This window comes from Embleya sp. NBC_00888, from assembly GCF_045207655.1.
In the GTDB taxonomy this organism is placed as follows: Bacteria; Actinomycetota; Actinomycetes; order Streptomycetales; family Streptomycetaceae; genus Embleya.
On record NZ_CP108785.1, the window covers coordinates 3081462 to 3098161 of the forward strand.

Below are 16700 nucleotides of genomic sequence, written 5' to 3' on the forward strand. Positions count from 1 at the left end.
CACCGGATCGCGGTGCTCGGGCCCTCGTGCGTGCGTGTTCGGCTCCGGACGCGTGCGAGTGTGGGCGCGGTCAGCTCCGGCCGCGTCCGATGCCCGCATACACGCCCGGCCGGGCCGCGCGCAGGTACAGCGCGAACAGCGCGCCGACCACGCCCGCGCCGAGCACCAGCGCGGGCAACACCCAGCGCAGCGCCGAGCCGGAGTCGACGCCCAGCAGCACGCCGAAGTTGTCCAGCGCGGCGACGAACACCGCCGCGAGCAGCACCGCGGATCCGGCCGGCGCGATCAGCCGACTCCACACGCTCTCGCCGTCGGGGCCGTTGCGCACGAAGAACGCGACCACCGCGAGCGAGGTCAGCACCAGCAACAGCAGTACGCCCAGCGCGCCCAGGTTGGTGAACCAGTTGAACAGCGTCGCCATCGGGTCGCGATCGAGCGCGGCGAACAGGATCACCACCGCGGCGGCGAGCGCGGTCTGGGTGGCGGAGCCCAGGTGCGGCGAGTCGGTGCGCGGGTGGGTGCGGCCCAGCGCGGTGGGCAGCACACCCTCGCGGCCCAGCGCGAAGAAGTAGCGCGCGACCGCGTTGTGGAAGGACAGCAGCGCCGCGAACAGGCTGGTGATCAGGAACACCTGGGCCAGGTCCGCGAAGCCCGAGCCGATCTGGTCGCCGCCCAGGACGAAGATCAGGTTCGGCCCGTGCTCGGTCGCCGCGTCGACCGCCTTGTCGGTACCGGCGCCGCTCATCAGGGCCCACGCGGTGATCGCGTACAACACACCGATCACGCCGACCGACACGTACGTCGCGCGGGCCACGGTGCGCTTGGGGTCCACGCACTCCTCGCCGTAGATCGCGGCGGACTCGAAGCCGGTGAAGGACGCCATCACGAAACAGAACGCCGCGCCCATCGAGCCCGAGGTCAGCGCCTCCCAGGAGAACGGGTGCAGCGAGATGCCGTCCGGCGCCTGGGTGAACGCGCCGATGTCGAAGACGAGCACGGTCACCGTCTCGGCGATCAGCAGCGCGGCCAACACCCGGGCGTTGAGGTCGATCCGCAGGTAGCCCAGCACGCCCACGACCACGATGCCGACCAGGACCACCACCCACCACTCCACGTGCCACCCGAGCTTGGCGTCCAGGAAGTCGGCGGTGGTGAAGCCGAACAGGCCGTAGATGCCGATCTGCATCGCGTTGTAGGAGATCAACGCCACGAACGCGGCGCCCAGTCCGGCCGCCCGGCCCAGGCCCTGGGAGACGTACGCGTAGAACGCGCCCGCGCCGGTGATCCGCCGGCTCATCGCGGCGTAGCCGACGCTGAAGATCGCGAGCAGGGCGGCCAGTACGAGGTAGACCGCGGGGATTCCCGAGGTGCCGGTGACCGCGAGGCTCTGCGGGATGCCGCCGGCGGCGACGGTGAGTGGGGCGGAGGCCGCCACCACGAAGAAGACGATGTGCGCGACACCGAGCGAACCGCGTGCGGGGGCGGCCTCGGGGTCGGTGGTGCTGGTCGTCGACGCTTGTCTGGATGCCATGCCCGGCGCCTCCGAGGGGCGGGAACCCATTCGTTTGGGCCCGTACGATCTGCGAGTGCCGCTGATCGTACGGATGCAAACAGGTCCCCACAAGGGCTAGATTTCGGGGTGCGCAAGGCGTAACGGGTCACCCTCGGACGCGAACGACGAAGAAGGCGGAGCACGTGGTCGGCAAGCGGTCCATCACCGAAACGGAGAAGGCCGTCCAGGCGCGCCTGGGCGACATCCCGCTGCGGCGCGAGCAGATGGCCGCGGTGTCGAACATCTACCGCGCGGCCGCCGCGGTGCGCCAACACCTGGAGAACTCGGTGTTGCGCGACGCCGAGCTGACCTGGACCGCGTTCACCGTGTTGTGGGAGGTGTGGATCTGGGGCGAGAGCGAGACCCGTCACGTCGCCGAGGAGGCGGGCATTTCCAAGGGCACGCTCACCGGCGTCGCCCGCACGCTGGAGACCCGCGGCCTGCTCACCCGTGCCGCGCACGCCACCGACGGGCGGCTCGTCCTGCTCTCGCTCACCCCCGCCGGCGAGGACCTGATGGCCAGGGTCTTCCCGGCGTTCAACGCCGAGGAGGCCTTCGTCACCGACGACCTCGGCGCCGACGAATGCCTGACCCTCGCCGACTCGCTGCGCCGGATCGTGGCCCGCCTGGAGGCCAAGGGCGAGGAACGCCGCCAGGATCTGCTGGCCGGCAACACCCCCAAACCCCGACGCGGCGGGCGGCGCGCGAAGGGCTGAACCGCGGTCGCGGGCCCGCCCTCCCCGACGCGGGCGGACCCGAGTCCGGGTGAGGTCGTCGGTGGGCACAGCCTGTCCTTGTCGCTCCATTTCGGCCAAGCGGTGTTCGGTTCGAGGTGGCTATGCGGCGTGCGGGCATTTCCGGGCGGCGTGGCCGTGGGCCGACTCGGTGAGCGTGTCGAAGAGGGATTGTTGGGGTGCGGAGGCGAGGGCGGTGTCTTCGGGGTGCCATTGCACGGCTACGAACCAGCCGGTGGGGGTGATGGGTTCGAGGGCCTCGACGGTGCCGTCGGGGGAGGTGCCGGTGACGCGGAGGCCGGGGGCGAGGCGATCCACGGCCTGGTGGTGGTAGCAGGAGGCGTCGAGTTCGGTGGTGCCGGCGGCGCGGGCGGTGGCCGAGTCGGGGGTGAGGGTCACCGGGTGGATCACGTGGCGGTGCCGGACGGGCATGTCCTGGGTGAGGGTGCCGCCCAGGGCCACGTTGACCACCTGGAGGCCGCGGCACACGGCCAGGGTGGGCAGGCCGACGGCGAGGGCGTACCGGGCGGCGGCGAGGTCGAAGGCGTCCTGGGCGGCGTCGACGTCGTACACCTCGCCGTGCACGATGTCCGCGCCGTAGCTGCTCGGCGCCAGGTCGCCGCCGCCGGGCAGCAGCAGGCCGTCCGCGCGGGACAGCCGGGACGCGGCCTCCTCCGGTTCGGCCGGGTGCATCATGAACGGCTCGCCGCCCGCCGCGTACACCGCCTCGGCCAGCGCCCGGGCGGTCACCTCGGCGGCGTGGCGAAGCGCGGACGTGGTGGCCGCGAACCGGCACGGCAGCGCGATCAACGGACGGATCACAGCGGTCTCCGCAGCTTTCGGGGACGGTGGGGGCGGTGGGGGCGGTGGAGACGGCGGGGACCTCGGGCGCTTCGGGGACGTCGAGGGCGGTGGGTCACAGTGCGATCCAGGTGGTCTTCAGGTCGGTGTACTTCTCCAGCGCGTGCAGCGACTTGTCCCGTCCGTGGCCGGACTGTTTGACCCCGCCGAAGGGCACGTTCAGGCCGCCCTCCTCGTAGCAGTTGACCCATACGGTGCCCGCCCGCACCGCGCGCGAGATCCGGTGCGCGGCGGACAGGTTCGTGGTCCACACGCCCGCCGCGAGGCCGTACTCGCTCGCGTTGGCGAGCCGGATCGCCTCGTCCTCGGTGTCGAAGGTCAGCACCGCGAGCACCGGCCCGAACACCTCCTCGCGGGCGAGTGCCATGTCCGGGGCGACCCGGTCGAACACGGTCGGCTCCAGGTAGTGTGCGGCGCCTCGTCGACCAGTTTGTCGGCGATCTCGCCGTACCAGCGGAAGCAGGCCGCCACCGCGCGCAGTTCGATGGTGTACGCCTCGGTGACCGGCTTGCCCATCTCCAGCGCGACGGTCAGCGCGAGTTCCTCGCGGTGCGCCTCGACGGAGTCCGCGAACCGGATCAGCGCGCGGCCGCGCTCGGCGGGAGCGAGTCGGGGCCAGGCCCCGGTGTCGAAGGCGCGGCGGGCGGCGGCCACGGCCAAGTCCACCTCGCGCTGCCCGGCCCGGGCCACGTCGGCGAGCGGTGATCCGTCGCGCGGCGCGATCACGGGGAACGTGTCGCCGTCGCCGGCGTGGTCGGCGCCGTCGATGTGATGGACCGCCACCGGGCGCAGCCGCGCCGCCCGTTCGAGCCAGTCCTGGTGGGAGAGCCGCAACATGCTGCCCGCTTTCGCCGACGGGATTGTTTGGGAGCAAACGATACAACGGAACCCGAGCGCGGGGAACGCGAGGCGGGCTCCGCGAAACCCGGGCGCGGGAATGCGGGCCGGCTCCGCGGGTCCGGGCGTCGGGGGTGCGGAGCGGGCCGGGTGCACCCCTTGACCGCCCCGATCGCGGATGACTAGATTGTTTGGGGTCAAACGACTTGGAGGGTTTTCCACATGACCGAGGTCACCGTTGCGGGCGTCCGCGTCGACACCCGGCACTGGATCGGTGGCGAGCGCGTCGGGTCTTCGGACACCTTCACCGACGTCTCGCCCATCGACGGCACCGTCATCGGCGAGATCGCCCGGGCCGGCCGCGCCGAGGCGGACGCCGCCGTCGCCGCCGCCCGCGCCGCGTTCCCGGCCTGGGCCGCGACCACGCCCGCCGAGCGCGCCCGCCTCCTGCACGCCATCGCCGACGGGGTCGAGGCCCGGCTCGCCGAGCTGGCGATCGTGGAGACCACCGACAACGGCGCGCTGCTGCGCTCGCACCTGCGCGGGGTGATGCCGCGCGTCGCGCACAACTTCCGCTTCTTCGCGGACTGGCTCACCGGGCAATTGCGCCACGACGACTTCGACACCCGGGGCCACGACAACCACGTCTCGTGGGACGCCGCCGGGCCGTGCGTGCTGATCACGCCGTGGAACGCGCCGCTGATGCTGGCCACCTGGAAGATCGCCCCGGCGCTCGCGGCGGGAAACACGGTCGTGCTCAAGGCCGCCGAGTGGACACCGCTGACCGCGTCGCTGCTCGCCGACATCACCGCCGAGGCGGGCCTGCCGGCCGGGGTGTTCAACGTGGTCCAGGGCTACGGCGAGGAAGTCGGCGCCGCGCTGACCGCCCACCCGGACGTGCGCCGGATCAGCTTCACCGGTTCGGTGCCCACCGCCCGTCGCATCGGCGCCGCGGCCGCTGCCAATCTGACTCCGGTCAGTCTCGAACTGGGCGGCAAATCACCGCTGTTGGTCTTCGCCGACGCCGACCTCGAGCTGGCCGTCGAACTCGCGGTCGAGCAGTACGACAACGCCGGCCAGGTCTGTCTGGCGGCCACCCGGCTGCTCGTGGACGCCTCGATCGCCGCCGAGTTCACCACCCGCTTCCTGGCCAGGGCGCGCACCCTGGTCCAAGGCGACCCGCGCGACCCGGCCACCGACATCGGCCCCAACATCCACGCCGAACACGTGGACCGGGTGGACGGCTTCGTCCGCCGCGCGCTCGACGCCGGCGCCAAGGCCCTGCTCGGCGGCGGGCGCAACACCGAACTCGGCGGCCTGTACTACCGACCCACCCTGCTCACCGACGTCGCCCAGGACGGCGAGATCGTCCAGGAGGAGGTCTTCGGCCCGGTGCTGACCCTGCAGACCTTCACCTCCGAGGCCGAGGCGATCAGGCTCGCCGACGACACCCGATTCGGGCTCGCCGCGACGCTGGTGACCGGAGATCGCGAGCGCGCGAAGCGGGTCGGCGAGGAACTCGTCGCCGGGACGTTGTGGGTCAACTGCTTCTTCGTCCGCGACCTGCGCGCCCCGTTCGGCGGCTCCCGGCAATCCGGCGTCGGCCGCGAGGGCGGCACCTGGAGCTTCGACTTCTACTGCGACGTCAAGAACACCGTGACCGCGCCGAACGGGTGGCACTGATCATGGGCGAGATCGTCGGCGCGGGCATCCTGGCCCACTCGCCCACCATCATGCTGCCGCGCGAGGTCCGCCACGAGCTCAACGACGGCAGGGAGATCAGCCTGGTCCCGGCCCTGGCCGAGCTGCGCGCCGAGGTGTTCGAGCGGCTCGACTACGACACGGTCGTGGTCTTCGACTCGCACTGGGCGACCACCGTCGAGTACGTGATCGCCGCGCAACCGCACCGCAGCGGGCTGTACACCTCCGAGGAACTGCCGCGCGGCATGCGGCAGATTCCCTACGACTTCCCCGGCGATCCGAAACTGGCGCACGCCACCGCCGGCTTCGCCGGCCGACACGGCACCTGGATCACCCCGATCGAGGACCCGTACCTGCCGATCCACTACGCCACCGTCAACCTGTGGCACCACCTCGGCGTGCCCGGCAAACGCTGGATGGGCATCGGCTGTTGCCAGACCGCCGACGTCGAGGACAACCTGCGGCTGGGGCGCGCGCTGGCCGACGGCATCGCGGCCACCGACCGCAAGGTGTTGCTGGTGGCCTCCGGCGCCTTCTCGCACACCTTCTGGAACCTGCGCGAACTGCGCGCGCACGAGGCGTCCGACCCGATCCACGTGCGCACCCCGCAGGCCCGCGCCGCCGACGAACAGCGGATCGCCTGGATGGAACGCGGCGACCACGCGAGCGTGCTCGCCGGCATGCCGGACTTCCTGCGGTACAAGCCCGAGGCCCGTTTCGGGCACTACCTGATGATGCTCGGCGCGCTCGGCGAGGAACGCTGCACCGCGCCCGGCCGGCTGGTCGGCGACTACGAGAACGCCACCGGCACCGGCCAGGCCCACGTCTGGTTCGACCGACCCCTCGACGGCTGGACCGCGTCCGCCGGTCCGACCCCCATCAGCCAAGGACACGCCACATGAGCCGCACCACCGAGTACCGCCGCATCCTGCTCGACGGCGCGATCGTCGAAGTCGTCCGCGAGGGCGCCGAGTTGGTCGCCGCGGACGGCCGACGGACCAAGACCGCCGACGCCCGGCACCTGCCGCCGGTCGAACCCGGCAAGATCATCGCCGTACACCTCAACCACCGCAGCCGGGTGGCCGAATTCGGCACCTCGCTGCCGTCCGCGCCGACCTACTTCCACAAGCCCACGTCGTCGCTGAACGCCCACGGCGGCGCGATCGTGCGCCCGGACGGCTGCAAATACCTCAACTACGAGGGCGAGATCGCCATCGTGATCGGCCGCACCTGCCGCAACATCGCCCCCGCCGACGCGGGCGCCTTCATCCGCGGCTACACCGTGGCCAACGACTACGGCCTGCACGACTTCCGGGACACCGACGCGGGTTCGATGTTGCGGGTCAAGGGCTCGGACACGCTGTGTCCGTTGGGCCCGGGCCTGGTCGAGGGCTGGGACTTCCGCGGCAAGGCGCTGCGCACCTACGTCAACGGCGAGGTGGTGCAGGAAGGTTCGACCGACGAGATGGAGTGGGACATGCACTACCTCGTCGCCGACATCGCCCGCACGATCACGCTGAACCCCGGCGACGTGCTGCTGTCGGGTACGCCGGCCGGCTCGCGTCCGGTGCGGCCGGGGGACGTGGTCGAGGTCGAGGCGGAAGGCCTGGGCCGACTCACCAATCACATCGTGGCCGGCCCGACCGCGATCCGTACCGACTGCGGCGCCCAGCCCACCGAGTCCGAGGAGGTGCTCTCCACCGCGCTGGGCGGCGACTGGGAGTTCCGCGGCATCCGGACGCCCCGGCGCTGACCGCGATCGTGCCCGCGCACCTCCCGCGACCCGCCCGCGCACCGTTGCGCACCCCGCCATCCAGCTCCGCACCGATCGCAGGAAGGGATTACACCGTGAAGGTCGTCGTCGACATGGACCGCTGTCAGGACCACGGGCAGTGCGTGTTCTCCGCGCCCGAGGTATTCCGGATCAACGCCTCCGGGCGACTGGAGTTCGTCGGCGAACCGGACGAGGCGCTGCGCGACGCGGTCGAAGAGGCCGCCGACGTGTGCCCGCTCCAGGCCATCACGATCGAGGACTGAACCGTGACCGCTGCCCCGGTCGTCGTGGTGGGCGCCTCCATGGGCGGTCTGCGCGCCGCCGAACAACTGCGCGCGGCCGGCTGGACCGGCGGGATCACCGTCGTCGGCGACGAGCCGCACATGCCGTACAACCGGCCGCCGCTGTCCAAGGACGCGCTCGCGGGCGGGGTCTCGCACGCCGCGCTCGCCTTCCGCCCGCGGGCGAGTTGCGCCGACGTGGACTGGCGGCTCGGCCGGGCCGCCGTCGCGGCCGACCTGACGACCCGGCGGATCCGGCTCGCGGACGGCGAGTGGTTGTCGTACGCGGGCCTGGTGGTGGCCACCGGCCTGCGTCCACGCCGGTTGACCTGCCCGGGGCCCCGGGGCGGACGGTACGTCGTGCGCACGCTCGACGACGCGCGACACCTACGCGCCGCCCTCGGCCCGGGCCGCCGGGTGGTGGTCGTGGGCGCGGGCTTCATCGGCTGCGAGGTGGCCGCGACCGCGCGCTCGCTCGGCGCCGAGGTGACCGTGGTGGGCCCCGAGGCGGAGCCGATGTACCGCCCGCTCGGCGCCGAGTTGGGCGCGGCCCTGCGCAGGCGGCATCTCGCCCGCGGCGTGCGGTTCGAACTCGGCCGCACCGTACGCGAGTCGATCGGGGATCGGTACGTCACCGGCGTGCTGCTGGACGACGGCCGGGAACTGCCCGCCGACGTCGTGGTCGAGGCCGTCGGCTCGATCCCGAACACCGAATGGCTGGCCGGAAACGGCCTCGATCTCGACGACGGGGTGCGCTGTGACGCGCTTCTGCGGGTCGAGTCCCGCCCCGACGTGGTCGCCGTGGGCGATGTGGCCCGGTTCGTCAATCCGCGCTACGACGACGTACCGCGCCGGGTCGAGCACTGGAGCATGCCCACCGACAGCGCCAAACGCGCGGCCCGCACGCTCGCCGCCCACCTGGCCGGCACGGACTGCGACCCGACGCCGTTCGCGCCGTTGCCGTCGTTCTGGTCCGACCAGTACGACGAGCGCCTCCAGTCGTACGGCGCCCCGGGCCTGGCGGGCACGGACGTGCGCCTGCTGGAGGGCGATTGGGATGGAGACTGCGCGGTCGGCTATCACCGGGACGACGCGCTGGTCGGGGTGGTGGCACTGGGCGGCAAGGCGGTCGCGTCGGCGACGAAGTACCGCCGGGCGCTGGTCGGTTGACCCGCGCCCGGCGGCGCCGTCGAGCGCCCCGTGTCGACCACGCGGCAGCAAGCACCGGCGTCGGCCGCTCGGCATCGAACGCCGGTATCAAGCATCGGCATCGAACGCCGGCGCCAAGCACCAGTGCCAAGCGCCGACTTCAGGCCCCGACTTCAGGACCCGGCGTCGGACAACGGCTCGACGTCGACGACCGGTTCGGCCGCCGCGACGGCCTTCGTGGCCGGGTCCCCCTTGCCCAGGCCGGTCCAGCGGATCCGCGTGGCGCACACCGAGACCAGCAGCGCCGAGGCGGCCACCGCGCCCATGCCCCACACCAGGCTGCTGCCGCTCGCGATGAAGCCGATCAGCGCCGGTCCGGCCAGCAGACCGGTGGTGCCCATCGCGGCGACCAGAGCCAGCGCGTCCGAGCCCGCCCGGGCCGCCGCGACGTACACGCACGGGGTCACCGCCGCGATGCCCAGGCCGACGCAGGCGAAGCCGATCAGCGCCGGCACCACGCCACCGACCAGCAGTGCGACCGCCAGCCCCACCCCGGCCAGCGCGCTGCCGACCCGGACGATCCGGCCGTCGCCCCACCGGCTGCGCCAGCCGTCGGCGAACACGCGGGCCAGCACCATCATCACCGAGACCACCGCGATGCCCAGCGGCGCCACCTCCGAGGCCGCGTGCGCGACGTCCTTCATGTAGAGCGCGGACCAGTCGTTCATCGCCCCCTCGGTCACCGTGCCGAACGCCATCGCGCAGCCCATCCAGATGGTGATCCGCGACGGCAGGGTCAACCCGCGCCCGCTCCGCTCCGGCGAATCCTCCGGTTCGGCGGACTTCTCCGCGGGTCGATCCTCGGTCAACAGGCCCGACCGGGCGAAGACCAGGAGCAGCGACAGCAGCACGCAGGCCACCGCGAAGTGCGCGGTCAGGTTCGACGTCACCGCGTTCATCCCGGACGCCAGCAGCGCGGCGCACAACGAGCCGGCGCTGAACGTCGCGTGCAGTTGGGACATCGCGGTGCGCTGGTGGGCGACTTCGAGCGCGGCCCCCTGCGCGTTCATGGCGACGTTGAGGCACCCGACGGCCACCCCGTCGCAGCAGATGATCACCAGGGCCACCGGATAGTTCGGTGCCGCGGCCAACGCGAGCAGGAGCAGACCGAGCACCGAAGCGGACACCAGTGCGAGGAGTCGGGAACCCAGGCGCTTGGTCAGGATCGCCACGAGCGGGAACGAGGCCGCCGCGCCCGCGCCACACGCCATCAGCAGCAGCCCGACCTCGGCCTCGCTCAGGTCGAGCTCGGTCTTGAGCGCGGGCAGCCGTGCGGCCCAGGTGGCGTACTGGAGCCCGAGGAAGCAGAACAGGGCCGCGATCGCCACCTGGGCTCGGCGGAAGTCGTCGCGAACGCGAAACATGGGTATGCGCCTACTTCGTCGGGTGGGGACGATCCGCGGAGCGGACCATCGACGGGTGTCGCCTGCTCGATGCGCGGCCCGGGTGCACCGCCGTGGACATGTACACCGCGTGCGCGCCGTAACTCGCGGAAAGCGGGACGTCGGGAACGGCCGCGAAGCCGTTCGCCGCCCAGAACGCCTCGCTGCCGCCGACCGCGATCAGCGAGACGCGCTCGTACCTCTTGGTCCGCGCCGTCGTCATCAGCCGGTCCAGCAGGTCGCGCGCGAAGCCGTTGCCGCGATGACGCTCGGCGACGACGAGATCGTGCAGGTGCAGGTTGCGCGAGTGGAAGACCACGTCCTCCGCGCGGGACAGGTCCGGATAGCGGAACATCGGGTACGGCAGGGCCAGCACGTAGCCCGCCGGCCGTCGTTCGACGTCCAGTACGAAGCACGTGGCCGGCGACGAGCGGGCGCGCGACTCCAGCGCGTGCCGCTCCTCGGACAGCGCGCCGTCGGTATACGTGGCGGCCTCCAGCGCGACGATGTGGTCCCAGTCGTCCTCGGTGATGTGTCGTATGCGTGCGCGCGGACCCGTCACCGCAGACCTTCCAGGACCAGATCGGCACGCCGGGGCGGATCCTGGCGCCGAACGTGGTCGCGATCGTCGGGGTCGCCGTCGGTCCACGTGTAGGGAAGCGGACCGAAACCGTTGAACCCCAGGGTGGTGTAACTGGTGACGTACGCGCCGCAGGAGACGATCCAGACCGGATCCCCCGAGGCGAGCGACTCGGGTACCCGGGTGAGGTTGTCCCGGTGCGGGTAGGCGTCGTCGCTGTCGCAGGTGGGGCCCGCGACGACGGCCGGCACCAACTCCGCGTCGTCGTGTGTGGGAAAGACCAGTCGATACTGCAACTCGTCCATCTCGTAGAGGCCGTTGAACTTCCCGCAGCTCAGGTACAGCCAGTACTGGCGCTGTCCGTCGAGTTGTTCGCGCGCGGACAGCCGGGAGACCCGGGCCCGGATCGCGCCGTTGTCGGCGACGAAGTAGCGTCCGGGCTCCATCAGGAAGTCCAGCGGTGTCGCGGACACCTCACGCAGGCGCGTGATGCCCTCGCGAATGACCGCGAACATCTTGTCCATCGGGGGGTGCAACGGCCGGCCGTGCCGGTCGAGGTAGCCCAGGGCCGGCAACCCGCCGCCGAGATTGACGTGGTCCGGGAATATCCCGCGCCGATTCAGGCTCGCGAGCACGTCCGCGATGCGGTCGCAGGCGTCCTGCCAGGCCTCGGTGGTCATCTGCTGGGAACCGACGTGCACGGACAGGCCGGAGGGGATCAGGCCCAGCGCGTGGGCCTCCTCCATGACGCGCACCGCGTCGGCACCGGAGCAGCCGAACTTGCGGCTGAGACCCCACAGGGCTCCCTCGCCGCTGGTGGCCAGCCGGCAGAAGACCCGGGTGCCGGGCGCGTGGGCGGCGACGGCCCGCACGTCCTCGAGGCTGTCGGTGGCGAAGTCCCGGACACCGAGCCGATACGCGTCGGCGATGTTCCGGTCGGACTTGATGGTGTTGCCGTAGTGGATGCGATCGATGGGTACGCCGGTGGCGATCGCCTGCTCGATCTCCCGCGGGCTTGCCGCGTCGAAGCCGGCGCCCTTGTCGGCCAGACAGGCGAGCACCTCGTCCACGGGGCAGGCCTTCATCGCGAATCGTACGGAGATGTCGGGCAACTCGCGCAGCAGGGAGTCGTATCGCTCTTCGATGCCGGCGAGGTCGAAGACGATTCGGTCGTCGGTGGTGGCCGCCAGGGCGGCGCGCATACGTGCGTTTACGTGCATGATGTCGGTCCGGGTCCCACTATCGGTGCGGTTCGTGGACGCTCGTGGCCTTGCTCGCGTGGATCAGCGCCGCCCATGCCTCGATCAGCAGCGCGAAGTCCTCGATGTCCGCCTGGGCCTCGTCGAGCAGCCGCGGGCCACGCTCGGCCAACGTGTCGGCGAACGCGGCGTATCGGCCGCCCAGCCTTCGGTAGGACCGGTCCAGACTGTGCAGCCGTCGCACATTCTCGGCGTGGTCCAACCGGGCGCTCTCGCGGGCGAGCTCGGCGATCGAGTCGGGACGGACGTGCCCTTCGGCGTCGAGGAGCGCGTCGCCGTTCGTCGCCATCCGGGCGTAGACGAAGTTGAAGTGCAGCATCGACAGGAAGAACTTCGTCAACCGGAGCTGGTAGGCGACGAACCCCGAGTCGGTACGCCGTTCCGGCGTGTAGAAGTTCACGATGTGGCGGTTGTGCAGGACGCCCGGCAGCGCGGCGTCGTGCACCAGGTGCATGAGGAAGTAGTCGCTGCCGATGGTGTCGGTCGCCGGCGGCAGCGGTACCCGCTCGTACACCTGGTGGTGGAAGCCGATGTTGCACATGTCGATCCGCATCGGGTCGACGATGGTCAGCGTCGAGTGATCCCGGACGAACGGGTCGGTGCCGGCTCCGGTGAAGGATTCGGCGACCAGGGCGCGCTTTTGCTGCTCCGACCACTCGGGCGGGGCCCACAGGCCGACGATGTCGTGGTAGGCCTCGCGGTCGATGCGCTGGATCTCGCCGATGTCGACGGAGAGTTCACCGACGAACGAACCACCCGCCAGGACCACGGTTTTGTCCGCGTGCGCCGGATCCAGCGCGGTCTCGCTCACGCCGGACGCCGCGTCGCCGGCGCGCTTGCCGAGCGATGTCAGCTCGTGGTGGATGGGGAAGACCGGTTCCCCCTCGTGGGTCTGGTAGGCGCTGTCCGAGTCCCGGCGGTGGATCGACGCGCAGCCGAGCGCGGCGGCGATCAGGAAGGCGCGGTTGGTGCAGGCGCCGTACGACACGGTGTTCGGCAACATCAGGTCCAGCAGCAGGTCCGGTTTGCCGACGCCGGCGCGGTCGATCACCGCGCGCAGGAAGTCGCGCTGCCGGGCCTCGTCGAGATGGTGCACGATCACGTTCGGCGACTCGGGCGCCTCCTCGACGACTTCGGCGTGCGCCGCGTACGTCTGCGGGTCGGCGGAGTCGAGAATCAGCAGGTGCACCTCGACGTCGAAGTGCCATGCCGCATAGCCGGCTTCCTCGCCGATCGCGGATATCGTGGCGGCGCACGCCCGGTTGGTGGGCAGGGTCAGGCAGATTTTGTGCATGCCGGCTCTCCGGTCGACTGTTCGTTGTCGTGCCGGCTCCAGGACCGGAGCCCCAGGAGCTTCTCGCCGAGGTCGTCGAGGGTGGCGGTGCCGTAGCGCAACGATTCGTGCTTCGTCGCGTCGCCGACCAGTGTCTTGTTCCAGTCGGGTGTGCTCAGGTGCCGCCACGACTCGATCCGGGATCGACGCTGCTCGTGGTGGGACTCCAACGCGGGCATCATGGACAGGTATTGGACCGCTCGCACGCCGTTCACCGAGGTGTTGCGGGCCACGCCGTGGGCGAGCAGGCCATTCCAGATCAGCAGGTCCCCGGCTTCGAGTTCCGGTCGGATCACCGGGAACTCGGTGCGGTCGACGGCGGGTCGGATCGGGTCCCGATCCGCGGGCTGTCCGGCCTTCCACTCGCCGAAACGACGGAACAGCTCCGGAGAGCACTGGAATCCGCCGTGGTCGGGCCGGGTGTCGTCGAGCGCGATGATGCCCTGCACCCGCTGCGGCGGTACTTCCAGGGTGGTGTCCACGTCCCAGTGCAATTCGATGTCGAATCCCTGGTCCGTGGGCGCGATGTGGGCCCGATCGCGATCCCGGATGTTGGGCGGGTTCAGATTGAGCCGGTCCAGCGTCACCCACAACTCCTCGCAGTCCCACACGTCCACGAACGCCTCGTAGACGCGCCGGGTCTGCCGGCTGTCCCAGATGAGCTGGTGGTGGTAGGCCTCGACGAAGCCGTAGATGTGCAGTTCCCGGTCCAGGTCGGAGCGGAACTCGCGATCGTCGCGGTACCAGTCCTGCGGCCGGTCCGGGTCGAGTCCTTGGAAGCCCCACGCGAATTCCAGCAGGCGAGCCGCCGCGGCGGCCGGGATGGCCTCCTTGACCACGACGTATCCGTAGGTCTGCCAGAAGTCGAAGTCCTCCTCGGACAACACCCGCAGCGGCTTGGACTTCTTCAGATCACGCAGCGGTGTCGGCGCCAGGTACGTCTCACCGTCCGCGCTGTAGTAGGGGATATCCGAGGCTGCTCGATGGGGATATGGGTCGGGCGTCGGCATCTGACCACTCCAAGGCTCGAAGTTCTTCCGTGGCTGAGCGAATCGACCGCTCTCGGCGGTGGTTCGCGCAGGGGGCATCGCGGCCCGTGCCGAGTGCACCTCGGCGTGGTCGCCGTCGTCCTCCGGGCACGACAACGAGCGTCGAGCAGGCGGACGCGCCGGTCCGAGTATGGTGAGCGCAGCGAAGTCGCGGTCCATTCAAGGGAGTTCGTCCCGGGCAGGCGCGGCCGGGGCCGCGATCCCGACCGACGGGCGACTCGCCCCGGTCCGACCGAGGGCAACACCCATCGCAACCTCGTCGGGCCGTTCGTGCCGCGGGGAGTCGCCGGCTGCGGCCGGTCGCGGAACGAGCGTCGAGTGAGGCTGCCCGGGTGCTGTGAGAGCTCATCCGTACAGCGGTGAGGGTCGTCGCCCCAAGACGGTGGCGAACGACGGATCGCGATGCGTGGACCCCTCGGTGATCCCCGAGTCCCCCGACCCACGGTGGAACCTCGCGAAGGGCTGAACGGGCTTTACGGCAAGCAGACTTGGTAAGAGAGCGCACCACCGCGCCCGGTCGGTCGCGCCGCGGAGGTCGTGGTTCTCCGCGATGACCGAGCCGGGATTCCTACCTCCTTGTAATCGGTGCCGCGCACAGGGCGCGCACACCCACAGCGGACGTACGGTCCCGGCCCGCGCTCGCCCGATCAGCGGGCGGCCATGCCGGAACACACACCTCTCCGATCCCCGTTCCACTAGGTTGGTCTAGACCAACTTTCAGTGTCAACCCCCACGTTGATCCTTTTTGCAACCGTCCGCGGACGCGCGGTGACGGACGCGTCGGGTCCGCGTGACGGGGTACGGTGGTCGTGCCCTGAGGCGTCGATCGGCCTTTCCGGGCAAGGTAGTTCGTCGTCGAACCCGGGATGAACGCAGCGGATTTCCCCGGTGTCGGCGGGTCGACGAGCGGGTGGCCGAGGGCGCCGATCGGGCCTACCGTGCTCCTCGTTCGCGGGTTCGCGGGTCCCGCCTTCCGTCGGCGCGGCAACACGCGGCCCAGGTGCTCCGAGGCGCCGCCGAGACGCCCCGACGCGGTGCCGAGGGTCCCGTGATGCCCGAGAGGTGCCCCCGGATCCTCCGAAGCAGCAGCAGGAGGCGCGCCGGGCTCGAACCGGCCCCTCATCGAGTGTCCCGATCACGGGCGCCCGCCGAGGGGGCTGCCTCCGAGGGTTCTCTGCCGGCCGGGCCGGCCGCGGCTCAGAGCTTGGCCACGTCCGCCAGGAACGCGTCCACCAGCGCGTCGGCCCGTTCCCGCCCGCCCTCCTCGATCCGGCGCAACTCCGCGACGTCCAGGCCCAGGTTCCGGGCCAGGGCGTCACCGCCGTCGTCCGGCCAGGCGGCCACGGTGTCCGGGGTGACCTCGGGGTGGAACCGCACGCCGAGCGAGCGGCCCAGCACGTACGCCTGCGGTCCCGCCGGCGAGCGGGCTGTCTCGCGCCCGCCGGGTGGGACGGTGAAGCGATCGAAGTGCCACTGGTACCACGGGCCGGCGGAGATCAGGGTCGGTTCGTGCGATGACACGGCATGCCATCCGAGCTCGAACCTCGGCGCCGGCTCGACGGTTCCGCCGAGCGCCGCGGCCGGCGCCTGCGCGCCGAAGCAGATGCCCAGGACGGGTACGTCCGCCCGGACCGCCTCGGCCGGCAGCGCGAGTTCGTCGCCGATCCAGGTGCCGATCGCCTCCGTGTCGTACACCGACCACGGCGCGCCGAGCGACACGACGACGTCGAAGTCCGTCGGGCGGGGGAAGGCGACGCGCACGTCGGGGGAGTGGAAGCGTTGCTCGGGGACGACGGCCACCTCGTACGGCGCGAATCCCCGTTCGGCCAGTCGCGCACCGACGTACCCGGCATGCGAGACGTGGTCGTGGCGAATGATCAAGGCGCGCACCGGGACCCGACCTTCCGTCGACACATCGAAACAAACCAGACCGAAGCGATTCGAACAGGATCGAACCCCATCGAACCGAACCAGGCCGCTTCGATGCGTTCGGAGCCCGCCCCCTGGGGCTTATTTGAACCCAAACGATAGGTGGGTCGCACGTCGATCGCAAGCCCGGGTCGTCGTTCGCCGGATCGCGCCCGCCCGGCTCCTCGTTCGGGGTCGAAGAATCTGCCCCCGGGTCTTGTGGCGGATCGGGGTCGTCCA

General features: G+C 71.2%; 14 protein-coding genes and 1 pseudogene. 6 read left to right on the forward strand and 9 right to left on the reverse strand.

What is annotated here, in order from left to right; all coding sequences use genetic code 11:
• Nucleotides 1-70: 70 nt before the first annotated feature.
• The gene (locus OG948_RS47885) at nucleotides 71-1531 is read right to left on the reverse strand and encodes an APC family permease (RefSeq protein WP_331771315.1); all 1461 of its coding nucleotides are present in this window, start codon (nucleotides 1529-1531) and stop codon (nucleotides 71-73) included.
• 164 nt (nucleotides 1532-1695) lie between these two features.
• Between OG948_RS47885 and OG948_RS47890 the strand changes: the two genes are divergently transcribed.
• Entirely contained in the window at nucleotides 1696-2268 is a 573-nt protein-coding gene (locus tag OG948_RS47890) for a MarR family winged helix-turn-helix transcriptional regulator (protein WP_331771316.1), read from the forward strand.
• Between the two features lie 120 nt (nucleotides 2269-2388).
• On the opposite strand, the gene OG948_RS47895 is transcribed toward OG948_RS47890, so the two are convergent.
• Both OG948_RS47895 and OG948_RS47900 read right to left on the reverse strand, forming a co-directional pair.
• Nucleotides 2389-3108, reverse strand: a complete 720-nt coding sequence (locus OG948_RS47895; RefSeq protein WP_331771317.1) for a gamma-glutamyl-gamma-aminobutyrate hydrolase family protein — start codon at nucleotides 3106-3108, stop codon at nucleotides 2389-2391.
• Between the two features lie 94 nt (nucleotides 3109-3202).
• Nucleotides 3203-3984, reverse strand: a pseudogene (locus tag OG948_RS47900) (aldehyde dehydrogenase family protein).
• 222 nt (nucleotides 3985-4206) lie between these two features.
• Here OG948_RS47900 and OG948_RS47905 point away from each other — a divergent pair.
• From OG948_RS47905 to OG948_RS47925, 5 genes are all read left to right on the forward strand, one after another.
• Nucleotides 4207-5667: an aldehyde dehydrogenase gene (locus OG948_RS47905; RefSeq protein WP_331771318.1), complete on the forward strand. Its 1461-nt coding sequence runs from the start codon at nucleotides 4207-4209 to the stop codon at nucleotides 5665-5667.
• A 2-nt stretch (nucleotides 5668-5669) separates the two neighbouring features.
• Complete coding sequence (locus OG948_RS47910; protein WP_331771319.1) at nucleotides 5670-6587, forward strand: catechol 1,2-dioxygenase; 918 nt, start codon at nucleotides 5670-5672, stop codon at nucleotides 6585-6587.
• The gene (locus OG948_RS47915; RefSeq protein WP_331771320.1) at nucleotides 6584-7438 is read left to right on the forward strand and encodes a fumarylacetoacetate hydrolase family protein; all 855 of its coding nucleotides are present in this window, start codon (nucleotides 6584-6586) and stop codon (nucleotides 7436-7438) included. Before OG948_RS47910 ends, OG948_RS47915 begins: the two co-directional genes overlap by 4 nt.
• Before the next feature lie 95 nt (nucleotides 7439-7533).
• Entirely contained in the window at nucleotides 7534-7722 is a 189-nt protein-coding gene (locus tag OG948_RS47920) for a ferredoxin (RefSeq protein WP_331771321.1), read from the forward strand.
• Between the two features lie 3 nt (nucleotides 7723-7725).
• Nucleotides 7726-8910 (forward strand): FAD-dependent oxidoreductase, encoded by a 1185-nt coding sequence (locus tag OG948_RS47925; protein ID WP_331771322.1) that lies wholly within the window; start codon nucleotides 7726-7728, stop codon nucleotides 8908-8910.
• A gap of 152 nt (nucleotides 8911-9062) precedes the next feature.
• On the opposite strand, the gene OG948_RS47930 is transcribed toward OG948_RS47925, so the two are convergent.
• The 6 genes from OG948_RS47930 to OG948_RS47955 all read right to left on the reverse strand — a co-directional run bounded on the left by OG948_RS47930 (nucleotide 9063) and on the right by OG948_RS47955 (nucleotide 16442).
• Entirely contained in the window at nucleotides 9063-10313 is a 1251-nt protein-coding gene (locus tag OG948_RS47930) for an MFS transporter (protein ID WP_331771323.1), read from the reverse strand.
• Nucleotides 10314-10323: 10 nt separating this feature from the next.
• Nucleotides 10324-10893, reverse strand: a complete 570-nt coding sequence (locus OG948_RS47935; RefSeq protein ID WP_331771324.1) for a GNAT family N-acetyltransferase — start codon at nucleotides 10891-10893, stop codon at nucleotides 10324-10326.
• Nucleotides 10890-12113 carry a type III PLP-dependent enzyme gene (locus tag OG948_RS47940; RefSeq protein WP_406300666.1) on the reverse strand — a complete coding sequence of 408 codons (1224 nt, stop codon included), beginning with the start codon at nucleotides 12111-12113 and terminating at the stop codon, nucleotides 10890-10892. Before OG948_RS47940 ends, OG948_RS47935 begins: the two co-directional genes overlap by 4 nt.
• Nucleotides 12114-12150: 37 nt before the next feature.
• Nucleotides 12151-13464 (reverse strand): DUF6271 family protein, encoded by a 1314-nt coding sequence (locus tag OG948_RS47945; protein WP_331771326.1) that lies wholly within the window; start codon nucleotides 13462-13464, stop codon nucleotides 12151-12153.
• On the reverse strand, nucleotides 13446-14513 hold the full coding sequence (locus OG948_RS47950) for a phytanoyl-CoA dioxygenase family protein (protein ID WP_331771327.1): 1068 nt from the start codon (nucleotides 14511-14513) through the stop codon (nucleotides 13446-13448). Before OG948_RS47950 ends, OG948_RS47945 begins: the two co-directional genes overlap by 19 nt.
• Before the next feature lie 1236 nt (nucleotides 14514-15749).
• Complete coding sequence (locus OG948_RS47955) at nucleotides 15750-16442, reverse strand: glutamine amidotransferase-related protein (RefSeq protein ID WP_331771328.1); 693 nt, start codon at nucleotides 16440-16442, stop codon at nucleotides 15750-15752.
• Between the last annotated feature and the right edge of the window lie 258 nt (nucleotides 16443-16700).